The sequence below is a fragment of the Sphingobium sp. AntQ-1 genome, assembly GCF_028538045.1.
Lineage (GTDB): Bacteria > Pseudomonadota > Alphaproteobacteria > Sphingomonadales > Sphingomonadaceae > Sphingobium > Sphingobium cupriresistens.
On the sequence record NZ_CP117158.1, the window covers coordinates 2,100,001 to 2,112,079 of the forward strand.

Annotated in this window: 12 protein-coding genes, 1 tRNA gene, 2 rRNA genes and 1 riboswitch (1 of these 16 cut by a window edge); of the genes, 13 read left to right on the forward strand and 2 right to left on the reverse strand. The window is 61.2% G+C overall.

The window, feature by feature from the left end; all coding sequences use genetic code 11:
- From sphantq_RS10520 to tnpC, 6 genes are all read left to right on the forward strand, one after another.
- Positions 1-2,277: ribosomal RNA gene (locus tag sphantq_RS10520) — 23S ribosomal RNA — on the forward strand; it begins 546 nt to the left of the window's first position.
- 199 nt (positions 2,278-2,476) lie between these two features.
- A 5S ribosomal RNA gene (rrf, locus tag sphantq_RS10525) occupies positions 2,477-2,591 on the forward strand.
- Between the two features lie 93 nt (positions 2,592-2,684).
- Positions 2,685-2,761, forward strand: a tRNA-Met gene (locus sphantq_RS10530).
- Between the two features lie 211 nt (positions 2,762-2,972).
- Positions 2,973-3,302: a transposase gene (locus sphantq_RS10535; RefSeq protein ID WP_272798468.1), complete on the forward strand. Its 330-nt coding sequence runs from the start codon at positions 2,973-2,975 to the stop codon at positions 3,300-3,302.
- 62 nt (positions 3,303-3,364) lie between these two features.
- Positions 3,365-3,646 carry an IS66 family insertion sequence element accessory protein TnpB gene (gene tnpB / locus sphantq_RS10540; protein WP_006956380.1) on the forward strand — a complete coding sequence of 94 codons (282 nt, stop codon included), beginning with the start codon at positions 3,365-3,367 and terminating at the stop codon, positions 3,644-3,646.
- A 59-nt stretch (positions 3,647-3,705) separates the two neighbouring features.
- Positions 3,706-5,319 (forward strand): IS66 family transposase, encoded by a 1,614-nt coding sequence (gene tnpC / locus sphantq_RS10545; protein WP_272798469.1) that lies wholly within the window; start codon positions 3,706-3,708, stop codon positions 5,317-5,319.
- An 89-nt stretch (positions 5,320-5,408) separates the two neighbouring features.
- On the opposite strand, the gene sphantq_RS10550 is transcribed toward tnpC, so the two are convergent.
- Both sphantq_RS10550 and sphantq_RS10555 read right to left on the reverse strand, forming a co-directional pair.
- Positions 5,409-7,544, reverse strand: a complete 2,136-nt coding sequence (locus tag sphantq_RS10550) for a prolyl oligopeptidase family serine peptidase (protein WP_272798470.1) — start codon at positions 7,542-7,544, stop codon at positions 5,409-5,411.
- Positions 7,541-7,885, reverse strand: coding sequence for a hypothetical protein (locus sphantq_RS10555; RefSeq protein WP_244884315.1), 345 nt, complete (start codon positions 7,883-7,885; stop codon positions 7,541-7,543). Before sphantq_RS10555 ends, sphantq_RS10550 begins: the two co-directional genes overlap by 4 nt.
- Positions 7,879-7,989: riboswitch (TPP riboswitch) on the forward strand. It overlaps the preceding gene by 7 nt.
- Before the next feature lie 54 nt (positions 7,990-8,043).
- Between sphantq_RS10555 and sphantq_RS10560 the strand changes: the two genes are divergently transcribed.
- The 7 genes from sphantq_RS10560 to sphantq_RS10590 all read left to right on the forward strand — a co-directional run bounded on the left by sphantq_RS10560 (position 8,044) and on the right by sphantq_RS10590 (position 11,916).
- Positions 8,044-8,451: a DUF2065 family protein gene (locus tag sphantq_RS10560; protein WP_066598964.1), complete on the forward strand. Its 408-nt coding sequence runs from the start codon at positions 8,044-8,046 to the stop codon at positions 8,449-8,451.
- A gap of 11 nt (positions 8,452-8,462) precedes the next feature.
- Complete coding sequence (gene thiC, locus sphantq_RS10565; protein ID WP_129927460.1) at positions 8,463-10,358, forward strand: phosphomethylpyrimidine synthase ThiC; 1,896 nt, start codon at positions 8,463-8,465, stop codon at positions 10,356-10,358.
- A gap of 70 nt (positions 10,359-10,428) precedes the next feature.
- A complete protein-coding gene (locus sphantq_RS10570) occupies positions 10,429-10,668 on the forward strand; it encodes a DUF4160 domain-containing protein (RefSeq protein ID WP_272798471.1) in 240 nt (79 codons plus the stop codon).
- Complete coding sequence (locus sphantq_RS10575; protein ID WP_066598971.1) at positions 10,652-10,909, forward strand: DUF2442 domain-containing protein; 258 nt, start codon at positions 10,652-10,654, stop codon at positions 10,907-10,909. The genes sphantq_RS10570 and sphantq_RS10575 overlap by 17 nt, the downstream gene beginning before the upstream one ends.
- A gap of 67 nt (positions 10,910-10,976) precedes the next feature.
- On the forward strand, positions 10,977-11,204 hold the full coding sequence (locus tag sphantq_RS10580) for an AbrB/MazE/SpoVT family DNA-binding domain-containing protein (RefSeq protein WP_066598973.1): 228 nt from the start codon (positions 10,977-10,979) through the stop codon (positions 11,202-11,204).
- Positions 11,204-11,599 (forward strand): type II toxin-antitoxin system death-on-curing family toxin, encoded by a 396-nt coding sequence (locus sphantq_RS10585; RefSeq protein ID WP_272798472.1) that lies wholly within the window; start codon positions 11,204-11,206, stop codon positions 11,597-11,599. Before sphantq_RS10580 ends, sphantq_RS10585 begins: the two co-directional genes overlap by 1 nt.
- A 47-nt stretch (positions 11,600-11,646) precedes the next feature.
- The gene (locus tag sphantq_RS10590; RefSeq protein WP_272798473.1) at positions 11,647-11,916 is read left to right on the forward strand and encodes a LysR family transcriptional regulator; all 270 of its coding nucleotides are present in this window, start codon (positions 11,647-11,649) and stop codon (positions 11,914-11,916) included.
- The last annotated feature ends 163 nt before the right edge of the window (positions 11,917-12,079 follow it).

Genomic DNA, 12,079 nt, shown 5'->3' on the forward strand with positions numbered 1-12,079 from the left:
CAGTACCTGAAACCGGATGCCTACAAGCAGTGGGAGGGTCCCAATATCTTCGGATAGGCGAGACCTGACCGCGTACCTCTTGCATAATGGGTCTGTGACTTAGTGTATCAAGCAAGCTTAAGCCGTTAGGTGTAGGCGCAGCGAAAGCGAGTCTGAACAGGGCGACCATAGTTTGATGCATTAGACCCGAAACCCGGCGATCTATGCATGACCAGGTTGAAGGTGCGGTAACACGCACTGGAGGACCGAACCGTTCAATGTTGAAAAATTGTCGGATGAGTTGTGCTTAGGGGTGAAAGGCCAATCAAGCCGGGAAATAGCTGGTTCTCCGCGAAATCTATTGAGGTAGAGCGTCGGATGATTGCCGTTGGGGGTAGAGCACTGGATGGTTGCGGGGGTCGCGAGATCTACCAACACTAACCAAACTCCGAATACCAACGAGTCTAGTCCGGCAGACAGACGGCGGGTGCTAAGGTCCGTCGTCAAAAGGGAAACAGCCCTAACCTACAGCTAAGGTCCCCAAGTCATCACTAAGTGGGAAAGCATGTGGGATTTCCAAAACAACCAGGAGGTTGGCTTAGAAGCAGCCATCCTTTAAAGAAAGCGTAACAGCTCACTGGTCTAAACAAGAGATCCTGCGGCGAAGATGTAACGGGGCTAAAGTGATGCACCGAAGCTTAGGGTTTGGATCTTTGATCCAAGCGGTAGCGGAGCGTTCCGTAGGCCGTTGAAGCGGGAGGGTAACCGACCGTGGAGGTATCGGAAGTGCGAATGCAGACATGAGTAGCGATTAACAGTGTGAGATGCACTGTCGCCGAAATTCCAAGGGTTCCTGCTTAAAGCTAATCTGAGCAGGGTAAGCCGGCCCCTAAGACGAGCCCGAAGGGGGTAGTCGATGGGAACCACGTTAATATTCGTGGGCCTGGAGGTGTGTGACGGATGGCGTAAATGGTCTGGGCTTATTGGATTGCTCCAGGCTGTGAAGTTGTCCCAGGAAATAGCCCCTCCGTATAGACCGTACCCTAAACCGACACAGGTGGAATGGTAGAGTATACCAAGGCGTTTGAGAGAAGTATCCTGAAGGAACTCGGCAAATTGCCTCCGTACCTTCGGAAGAAGGAGGCCCCACATAAGCGCAAGCTCTTGTGGGGGGCACAGGCCAGGGGGTAGCGACTGTTTAGCAAAAACACAGGGCTCTGCTAAGTCGGCTTCAAGACGACGTATAGGGCCTGACGCCTGCCCGGTGCCTGAAGGTTAAGAGGAGGAGTGCAAGCTCTGAATTGAAGCCCAGGTAAACGGCGGCCGTAACTATAACGGTCCTAAGGTAGCGAAATTCCTTGTCGGGTAAGTTCCGACCTGCACGAATGGCGTAACGACTTCCCCACTGTCTCCAGGATATGCTCAGCGAAATTGAATTCTCCGTGAAGATGCGGAGTACCCGCGGTTAGACGGAAAGACCCCGTGCACCTTTACTGCAACTTCAGAGTGGCATTAGGAAAGAGCTGTGTAGCATAGGTGGGAGGCTTTGAAGCATCGACGCCAGTTGATGTGGAGCCATAGGTGAAATACCACCCTGCTGTTTTCTGATGTCTAACCTCGTACCGTTATCCGGTACAGGGACCCTCTGTGGTGGGTAGTTTGACTGGGGCGGTCGCCTCCTAAAGAGTAACGGAGGCGCGCGATGGTGGGCTCAGGACGGTTGGAAACCGTCTGTTAGAGTGCAATGGCATAAGCCCGCCTGACTGCGAGACTGACAAGTCGAGCAGAGACGAAAGTCGGTCATAGTGATCCGGTGGTCCCTCGTGGAAGGGCCATCGCTCAACGGATAAAAGGTACGCCGGGGATAACAGGCTGATGATTCCCAAGAGCTCATATCGACGGAATCGTTTGGCACCTCGATGTCGGCTCATCACATCCTGGGGCTGGAGCAGGTCCCAAGGGTTTGGCTGTTCGCCAATTAAAGTGGTACGTGAGCTGGGTTCAGAACGTCGCGAGACAGTTTGGTCCCTATCTGCCGTGGGCGTCGAAATTTGAGAGGAGTTGACCCTAGTACGAGAGGACCGGGTTGAACATACCTCTGGTGTACCAGTCGTTCCGCCAGGAGCGCAGCTGGGTAGCTATGTATGGACGGGATAACCGCTGAAAGCATCTAAGCGGGAAGCCTCCCTCAAGATAAGATTTCTCAGGACGGTCGAAGACCACGACCTTGATAGATCGGATGTGGAAGTGCGGTAACGCATGAAGCTAACCGATACTAATTGTCCTATTCGCGCTTAAACGGTTCACTTGTGAACCGCAGAGTCCCACCATCAACGACAATGCTGGAAACAGCAAAGCTCGGCGATCGCAGGTTGTTAAGCCAGCCCAGATATACGCTTACAAAACATACACCAAACGCGGCTGTTGCCGTGTTTGGCAAGCAAATACTCATGTGCACGGCATCGATCAAAAACCCATATATGCGCCAGCTTCATTGCTTGGTGACCATAGCGTCTGTGACCCACCCGATCCCATCCCGAACTCGGCCGTGAAACCAGTCTGCGCCGATGGTACTATTGCTCAAGCACTGGAAGAGTAGGGCGTCGCCAGGCATTGAAGCTCGCGCATATATCGGACAAACATAAAACCCATTCATAAGTCTCATAAAAGGGCGACCCAAAAGGTCGCCCTTTTACCGTTGGTGACGCGGGATGGAGCAGCCCGGTAGCTCGTCAGGCTCATAACCTGAAGGTCGCAGGTTCAAATCCTGCTCCCGCAACCAACATAAAGCATTACCGAACGCAGCGTGCTGAGGCCTTGCGCCGCCCCCGTAAAAGCGGGGGCCATCGCACCACAACCCCGCCCACAAAACGGGGTTTTTTATCGCCTGCTCTGTATCGCTCCGGTGAGGGCCGCCTTGCGGTGATCGGCTGATATTTCGAGATGGCACCGGTGCAAGCGCTGGTGTTTGCACCGGTATTAGGGACGGTGCGATGGGTCAGATCACGGTAATTTCAGGCCCGGAGCGGCGGCGAGTATGGACGGACCAGCAGAAGCGCGAGTTGGTCGCGGCTGTTTCGGCTCCCGGGGCGAACGTGGCGGAGATTGCCCGCCGTGCTGACCTACGGCCGAACCAGATCTACAGATGGCGGCGGCAGATGGGGCAGGCAGCGCAGGGCTTTGCAGAAATGCAGGTGCAGCCCGATCCGATGCCAGTGAGCGGATCGCCGATCATCGTGGAGTTCGAGCGGGCGATCGTGCGCATTCCCGCTGGCGCATCGCCTGGGTTGGTGTCGGCAGTGCTGCGGTCAGTCAAGCCGTGATCCCTGTACCCTCAGGCGTTCGGATATGGATCGCAACGGGGCACACGGACATGCGGCGCGGCATGCGCAGCCTGGCCCTGCAGGTGCAGCAGAGTTTCAGGCGGGATCCCCATGCCGGTGATCTCTATGTCTTCCGAGGGCGCCGTGGCGACCTGTGCAAGATCCTGTGGCATGATGGCGTTGGCATGTCGCTCTATGCCAAACGCCTGGAGCGGGGGAAGTATATCTGGCCATCGGCTGTAGATGGGGTAATTGCCATCTCCGCCTCCCAGTTGGCTTGCATGCTGGAGGCGATCGACTGGCGTAATCCGCAAGCAACCTGGCGGCCGACATTGGCCGGATAATCGATGCCGGAGAGCTAAAAAGCTAGAGATTCCGGTGCTTTTCTGCTATGCCTTTGGGCATGGGTGACGCGGCGCAAGCAGAGATCCAGAGCCTTCGCGCGCAGCTTGCCGCAGCCCAGGCTGTCGCCGCTGAAGTCGCCCGCATAAAGGCGATCAACGCGGACCTGGAAGCCCGCAACGCCCTTCTCCAACTGCAAAACGAGAAGATGCGCCGCACCCTTTTTGGTCAGCGATCCGAACGCACGCGCCATCTGCTCGACCAGATGGAGCTGACGTTCGAGGAGTGCGAGACCGCTGCCAGCGAAGACGAGGCGTTGGCCGCTTTGGCGGCAGCGAAGACCAATGTCGCGCCGTTCGAGCGCAAGCGGCCCGCGCGCAAGCCCTTGCCCGAGCATTTACCGCGCGAGCGCGTTGTCATCGCTGCGCCCGATGCCTGCCCCTGCTGCGGCTCGGATCGGCTGTGCAAGCTGGGTGAGGATATCACCGAGACACTTGAGGTCGTGCCGCGCCAGTGGAAGGTGATCCAGACCGTGCGGGAGAAGTTCTCCTGCCGGGATTGTGAGAAGATCAGCCAACCCCCGGCGCCGTTCCATGTGACGCCCCGCGGGCTATTTGGCCCCAGCTTCCTGGCGATGCTGTTGTTCGAGAAGTTCGGCGCGCATCAGCCGCTCAACCGCCAGCGTGACCGCTACGCCCGCGAGGGCGTGGAACTGAGCCTTTCGACCCTGGCCGACCAGGTCGGCACCTGCACCGCTGCGCTGATGCCACTCTATCTGTTGATCGAGGCGCATGTCCTGGCCGCAGAGCGACTGCATGGCGACGATACGACGGTGCCAGTGCTGGCGAAGACCAAGACCGATACGGGCCGGATCTGGACCTATGTCCGGGATGATCGACCTTTTGGCGGACCGGCACCGCCAGCGGCGATCTTCCATTATTCCCGTGACCGGCGGGGCGAACATCCTGTGAGCCATCTGCGCAGTTGGAGAGGCATTCTCCAGGCCGATGCCTATGCCGGATATAATGCGCTGTTCCACGCCGACAGACTGCCAGCGCCACTGACCCGCGCCCCGTGCTGGAGCCATGCGCGCCGCTATTTCTTCGAGCTGGCCGATGTCGCCGCGCAGCTCAAGAAGCGCCGCAAAAAGGCCGCCATCTCGCCGCTGGCGGTGGAGGCGGTCCGCCGTATCGACGTGATCTTCGACATCGAGCGCGCCATCAACAGCAGACCGGCACAGGAGCGTCTCGCCCTTCGGCAGGAACTCAGCGCACCGCTGGTTGCCGATCTGGAAGAATGGATGCGCGACAACCGGTCAAAGCTATCGAAGAACAGCGATGTGGCCGAGGCCATGGATTATATGCTCAAGGCATGGCCTGCATTTACTGCCTTCCTCGGCGACGGCCGCATCTGCCTCACGAACAACGCAGCTGAACGAGCGCTCAGGGGCATTGCCCTTGGCAGAAAATCATGGCTCTTCGCTGGGTCAGACCGCGGGGGCCAACGCACGGCCTTCATGCTGAGCCTCATCGGCACGGCGAAGCTCAACGACATCGATCCCCAGGCCTGGCTCGCCGATGTTCTCACGCAGATCGCAGACATCCCACAGAGCCGTCTCCACGAACTGCTTCCCTGGAACTGGCGCGCAAAAGACGATCAACGCAAAGCCGCCTGATCCGCGGTTCTCACCGGATGCTTACCCTGCTCTTCGCGCCATCGGCAGATGGAAAGGCGGCCCATCCAGCCGCCTCACCATCCACCCCATCACCGGTCAGCGCCTTCCAGCTGCCGACTGAAATACACCAGCTGCATCGCCTGCAACCGCGCGCCCTGCGCTATGTCCGCGTCCCCGCTATGCCCGCCGGCCGTGTCTTCGTAGAAATAATAGGGCAGCCCATAATCCTTAAGCCGCGCCGCGAATTTCCGGGCATGTTGCGGACCGACCCGGTCGTCCTTGGTTGTCGTCCAGATATACGGCACCGGATATTTCAACTCGCGGCGGATGTTCGCATAGGGCGAAATCTTTTCCAGAAACGCCTTCTCCTCCGGCACCGCTACGCTGCCATATTCGTCGACCCAGGACGCGCCGGCCGCGATCTGCTCGTAGCGCACCATATCCAGCAAAGGCACCTGGATCGTTACCGCGTTCCAGAGGTCGGGATGCTGGTTGAACGCCACCCCCATCAACAGGCCGCCGTTGGACCCGCCATAGATACCGAATTTCCTGGGCGACGATAATTTGCGCGCAAAAATATCCTGCGCCACCGCCGCGAAATCATCATAGATGATCTGCCGCTTGGTCTTCAGTCCCGCCTCATGCCAGGCCGGGCCGAACTCGCCACCGCCACGGATATTGGCCAGCACGAAACTGTTGCCCCGTTCCAGCCACAGCTTGCCGGTGATCGCCGCATAGCTGGGCGTCATCGGCACCTCGAATCCGCCATAGGCGGTCATGATCGTCGGGGTGGAGCCGTCCGGCTTCATATCCTTGCGGTGAACGATGAAATAGGGGATTTTCGTCCCGTCGGTCGATGTCGCCTCGAACTGATCGACCGCCAGGCCAGCGGCATCGAACCGCGCAGGCATCGCCTTCACCTGGCGCGGCGCGGCGGGGTTTGCCGCGTCGATCGCCCAGAGCGTCGTCGGCGCCAGGAAGCCGGCGACCGACAGATAGGCCTTGTCGCTCTTGTGAGTGGCGGTCGCGATCGAGATGGTCGCATTGTCGGGCAGGGCGACGGGCGTCGTCGTCCACCTGTCCTTGCCCGGCGTCAGCACCTGCACTCGTCCGCGCACATTGTCGTTGATGGCCAGGATCACCCGGTCCTTCGTCGCCGTCACCCCATCGATCGACTGGCGCGCATTGGGCGCGAACAGAATTTGCGGCTTCAATGTCTCGCCGGATTGCAGCGCCTTCAACGGCACCGCCGCCAGCGATCCCGTCGGTACGCTCACGCCGCCACTGGCCCAGTCCTGACTGGTCTGGATCAGCACCTGACCCTGTACCATGCCCTGCAACTGGCTCTTGGCCGGCAGGGGGAGCTTCTTCACGCCATCGGCGGTGACGAGATAGGTTTCGTTGCCGAAAAAGGTGACGCCGCGATAGAGGAAAGCGGCGCGATTGCCCGCGCCATCCGACAGGACCATGGGAAAGGTCCCGACCTGATCGCTGGGCGCGCCGCGATAGATTTCCTGTGCGGAGGACAGCGGCTGCCCGCGCTTCAATGTCTTCACCACGAAGGGATAGCCCGACGCCGTCATGCTGCCCCCCTGTGCATCGGCGCCCCAATCGCGGGCGAGCAGGATCGTGTCCTTGTCCAGCCAGTCCTCATTCTGTTTGGAGGTGGGAATGGCGAACCCGCCCTCCACGAACTGCCCGGTCACCAGATCGAACTCGCGCAGGGTCACGGCATCCTCGCCGCCATCGGACAAATGGATCAGCGCCAGCCGCTCGTCGGGGTCCAGGATGGATGCGCCCTTCCACACCCATTTCTTGCCATCGGCCTTCGACAGCGCGTCCAGGTCCAGCACCGTCGTCCAGCGCGGCGCATCGGTCGCATAATCAGCCTCGCTGGTATAGCGCCATATGCCCTGCGGATGATCGGTGTCGCGCCAGACATTATAGACCCGGCCGTGGATCAGCATCGGCATGGCGATCCGGTCCTTGGCCGATGCGATCGCCAACGCATCCTTGAAATAACCGGCATAGCGCGGATCGCCTTGCAGGGTCGCGACCGTCGCCTTATTCTCCGCCTCCACCCATTGCATTGCGCGGGGGCCGGTCCAATCCTCCAGCCATAGGAACGGGTCGTCCGCCGGGGCAGGGGCCGAAACAGGCGAAGGGGGCGCGCCGGCGCCGGTCAACAAAGCCGCAGTCACCAACAATAAAATCCTCTTTTTCACGACCCGTCCTCCTTTGGCCGGCCCATCCGTCCCTGCCGATAGCGCCGCCGCAACCGCGCGCCCGCGACCAGCAGGGGTAACGCGCCCAGCATCAACAGGCTCCCGATAAACGTGGGCGACCAGCCCCACAGGCTGTGCAGGCCAAAGGCGGCAGGCGCCATCAGCAGCAGGAAGCCGAGCGTCAGCAACCACAGCCCCCAGCGGCGCGGCCGCACCGCGACCATGCGCATCTCGCGCCGCCAGGCCTTGCGGCCCGCTTTGGTGGACAGATCCGGGGGCGGTGGGGTGTCGAACATATGGTGCTGGACCTTGTGGCCGTTCGTCCCTATCCTGTCCAGCATCCCCGGGGGACCGTCCATAGACGGTTGAGAGGCGGTTGATTGGACCGCGACCCGTTGAACCTGATCTGGTTGAGACCGGCGTAGGGAGGGACGGCTTGTTGGACCAGCAGACCGCACCCGCCCGTCGCCCTTGTGAAGAGGCGAAGAAAGGCGGACCCATGGACACAATTTCGGTTCTGACGCTGCGCCTGGCGGAGATTATCGGCCTCTACATGATCGTCATCGGCCTGGGCGGACTGGCCAGTCCGCAGCGCTGGCGCGCGGTGATGGATGATCTCAACCGGTCGCCGGGCCTGGTCGTCGCACTGGGCTTCGCCGTCTTTGCTGTCGGCGCGACCCTGGTGCTGGTTCACAGCATCTGGACCGACCCGCTCGCCATTATCGTCAGCTTGGTCGGCTATGTCGCCCTGATCGAAGGCGCGACCTTGCTCGCCGTACCCGGTCCGCTCATCCGCATCGGCCACTGGTCGACGAATTTCATCCGCACCTGGGCACTGATCGCCCTGATACTCGGTCTTCTCCTCTTCCTCGCAGGCCTTACCGGCCGCGCCACGCTTTCCGTCTGAAAGGTATCCTCATGGCAGATGTCCCCGCCCGCACCGAAATGCGCGTCACTACCGGCCCCATTCGCGGGTCGAAGAAAATCCATGTCGGCCCGCTCAAGGTTGCGATGCGCGAAATCCATCTGGAACCGGGCAGCGGCGAGCCGCCGGTCCGTGTCTATGACACGTCCGGTCCCTATAGCGACCCGGACGCCCGTATCGACATCATGGCCGGCCTGCCCCAGTTGCGCCGCGACTGGATCATGGCGCGCGGCGATGTTGAGGAATATGATGCGCGCGCAATCAAGCCGGAGGATAACGGCCTGAAAGGCCCCGACAGGTCCGGCGGCGTCCAGCCCTTCCCGAACCTGGTCAAGCGCCCGCTGCGCGCCAAGCCCGGCGCCAACGTCTCCCAGATGCACTATGCCCGTCGCGGCATCATCACGCCGGAAATGGAATATGTGGCGGAGCGCGAGAATCTCGGTCGCGCCCGCCTCGCTGAATATGTCCGCGACGGCGAAAGCTTCGGCGCGTCCATCCCCGACTATGTGACGCCCGAATTTGTCCGCGACGAAATCGCCCGCGGCCGCGCCATCATCCCCAATAATATCAACCACCCCGAATCCGAACCGATGGCGATCGGCCGCAATTTCCTGGTCAAGATCAACGCCAATATCGGCAACAGCGCCGTCGCCTCCGACGTCGCCTCCGAAGTCGACAAGCTGGTCTGGTCGATCCGCTGGGGCGCGGACACCGTCATGGACCTGTCCACCGGCCGCAACATCCACGACACGCGCGAATGGATCCTGCGCAATTCGCCCGTCCCGATCGGCACTGTGCCCATCTATCAGGCATTGGAAAAGGTCGGCGGCGTCGCCGAAGACCTGACCTGGGAGATTTTCCGCGACACGCTGATCGAGCAGGCCGAGCAGGGCGTCGATTATTTCACCATCCATGCGGGCGTCCGCCTCGCCTATATCCCCATGGCGGCCAAGCGTGTCACTGGCATCGTTTCGCGCGGCGGCTCGATCATGGCGAAATGGTGCCTCGCCCATCACAAGGAAAGCTTCCTCTACGAGCATTTCGACGACATCACGGAGATCATGAAGGCCTATGACATCGCCTACAGCCTGGGTGATGGCCTGCGCCCCGGATCGATCGCCGACGCCAATGACGAAGCGCAATTCTCCGAACTCTACACGCTGGGCGAACTGACCCACCGCGCCTGGAAACAGGATGTGCAGGTGATGATCGAAGGGCCGGGCCATGTGCCCATGCACAAGATCAAGGAGAATATGGACAAGCAGTTGCAGGTCTGCGGCGAAGCGCCCTTCTACACGCTGGGGCCGCTCACCACCGATATCGCGCCGGGTTATGACCATATCACGTCGGGCATCGGCGCGGCGATGATCGGCTGGTACGGCACGGCGATGCTCTGCTATGTCACGCCCAAGGAGCATCTGGGCCTGCCCGACCGTGACGATGTGAAGGTCGGCGTCGTGACGTACAAACTCGCCGCCCACGCCGCCGACCTGGCCAAGGGCCACCCGGCCGCCAGGGTTCGCGACGATGCCTTGAGCCGCGCCCGTTTCGAATTCCGCTGGCGCGACCAGTTCAACCTGTCGCTCGACCCCGAAACGGCCGAACAATATCACGACCAGACGCTGCCGGCCGAAGGGGCGAAGAGCGCCCATTTCTGCTCCATGTGCGGCCCCAAATTCTGCTCGATGCAGATCAGCCAGGAAGTCCGCGATTTCGCCGCCAAACAGAACCAGAGCGTCGAAGGCTTCATCGCCACCGGCCCCACCGGCGCGCAAACCGCCGCCGCCAGCAAGGCGGCCGCGCTCAAGGGCATGGAAGAGATGAGTAAAGTCTTCAAGGACAGCGGCAGCGAGCTGTATATGGGCGCTGGCGGCAGGGAGCATGATTGATGCGTGAGCTTTAGTTCGCGCCTCTGACGCTAATGTCTGCGGTAGGTGGCTCGGCCTCATTATAGGGGATATGCTGATACCGACCTTCTTCCGCTTCGATGGCTATCGCTTCTACTTCTACAGCCATGAGCCGAACGAGCCGCCCCATGTCCATATCGACAAGGGCGGCTCGTCGATGAAAGTCTGGCTCGAACCGGTTGCGATGGCGAAGAACACCGGCTTTCGTCGGTCGGAGATCAATGGCATAATAGCCATGGTCGCGGCGCATCGCAGTCGGTTGCTGGAGGCATGGCATGAATATTTCGGCTAGGATCACCGACGAGCGCGTGGCCGATGTCCGCTGCGACGATGACAGCCTGATCGTCGACTTGATGGACGGCCGCACCATTTCCGTGCCTTTGGCATGGTATCCGCGCCTGGCCCAAGCCGCGCCTGCTCAGCGGAAGATATGGGAAGTCGCCGGTGGCGGTTATGGCATCCATTGGCCAGAGATTGACGAAGATTTGAGTACGGAAGGTTTGCTCAGAGGTGCGCCAGCACCAAAGCGATAAGCAATGTCGTGGGTTTCTACGATGAACCCTGATTGATCCGGGCACTCCACCATGTTATAACCCCCGTATGAACACGCCCCTCAAAATCACGAAGATCGGCAACAGCGCCGGGGTGATCCTGCCCAAGGAGTTGTTGGCGCATCTTAACGCCGCTGCCGGGGATAGCCTCTCCGTCGTCGTCACCCCGCGCGGGATCGAACTGTCGGCCGCCGAGCCGGACTTCGATGCGCAGATGGCGGCCGCGCGTGATGTGATGGCGCGACGCAAGCGGGCGCTGCGCGAACTCGCCAAATAATGGCGCAGGATGATTGGGTCTGGGTCACGCTGGCCGTGGCGATGGCCGCCCATGCCGAACAGATCGCCGAACATGGCGGAGGAGGCGACGCGATGCGCGATCGCGGTCTGTTCGAAAGCGCCATGGCCCGGCTGCAGCAACTCGCCCATTATGGTGATCCCGATGCTGCCGCACTGGCCGCCGCCTATGCCTATGGCCTGGCGCGCAACCACCCGTTCGTTGATGGCAACAAGCGGATTGCGGCGGTGGTCAGCGAAACCTTCCTGCTGCTGAATGGCTATAGTCTGGATGCGACCGACGCCGAACTGGTCGTCGCCTTCCTCGACTTGGCGGCGGATTCGCTTTCGGAAGAAGAGCTGGCCGACTGGTTCCGCCAGCATCTTCGTCCCGCCTGAATCCTATTTGCTTCCAATGTAGGATTTCGTCTGATCTATCCTGTCGGATGGAACAGACACCCGCACCCCACACCGCCCGCGCGCGCTGGACTCCGGCCCGGCAGCGCCTCTTCCTCACCACCCTGTTCGCCTGTGGCAGCGTCGCCCGATCGGCGCGCGCGGCGGGCATGTCGCCGTCCAGCGCGCATCGCCTGCGGCGTCGGCTGGCCGGCACCGCCTTCGACCGGGACTGGAGCCACGCGCTGACGCTGCATGCCCGCGCCCTTGCCGATCCGATCGCCGGCCATCTCCACGCGCCCGCATCGGCGCACGGCTGACGCTTGGCCGGGGCAGGACGGGCGCGTCGGCATGGCGTCGCGTCGTTTGATCATGACGCAACAGGCGCGTCGGGCGCGCGTCGCGGGTCGGGCCGCTGTGGCGTCGCCGACGCCTGTCAGGGGCGGGGCAGGCGCATCGCGCGCGCAAAGCAGGCGCAATCGG

Coding starts and splice junctions, on each gene's coding strand:
- sphantq_RS10535 (WP_272798468.1), top strand. CDS start 2,973: ATGGGTCAGATCACGGTAATTTCAGGCCCGGAGCGGCGGCGAGTATGG.
- tnpB (WP_006956380.1), top strand. CDS start 3,365: ATGCGCAGCCTGGCCCTGCAGGTGCAGCAGAGTTTCAGGCGGGATCCC.
- tnpC (WP_272798469.1), top strand. CDS start 3,706: ATGGGTGACGCGGCGCAAGCAGAGATCCAGAGCCTTCGCGCGCAGCTT.
- sphantq_RS10555 (WP_244884315.1), bottom strand. CDS start 7,885: ATGCTGGACAGGATAGGGACGAACGGCCACAAGGTCCAGCACCATATG.
- sphantq_RS10560 (WP_066598964.1), top strand. CDS start 8,044: ATGGACACAATTTCGGTTCTGACGCTGCGCCTGGCGGAGATTATCGGC.
- thiC (WP_129927460.1), top strand. CDS start 8,463: ATGGCAGATGTCCCCGCCCGCACCGAAATGCGCGTCACTACCGGCCCC.
- sphantq_RS10570 (WP_272798471.1), top strand. CDS start 10,429: ATGCTGATACCGACCTTCTTCCGCTTCGATGGCTATCGCTTCTACTTC.
- sphantq_RS10575 (WP_066598971.1), top strand. CDS start 10,652: ATGAATATTTCGGCTAGGATCACCGACGAGCGCGTGGCCGATGTCCGC.
- sphantq_RS10580 (WP_066598973.1), top strand. CDS start 10,977: ATGAACACGCCCCTCAAAATCACGAAGATCGGCAACAGCGCCGGGGTG.
- sphantq_RS10585 (WP_272798472.1), top strand. CDS start 11,204: ATGGCGCAGGATGATTGGGTCTGGGTCACGCTGGCCGTGGCGATGGCC.
- sphantq_RS10590 (WP_272798473.1), top strand. CDS start 11,647: ATGGAACAGACACCCGCACCCCACACCGCCCGCGCGCGCTGGACTCCG.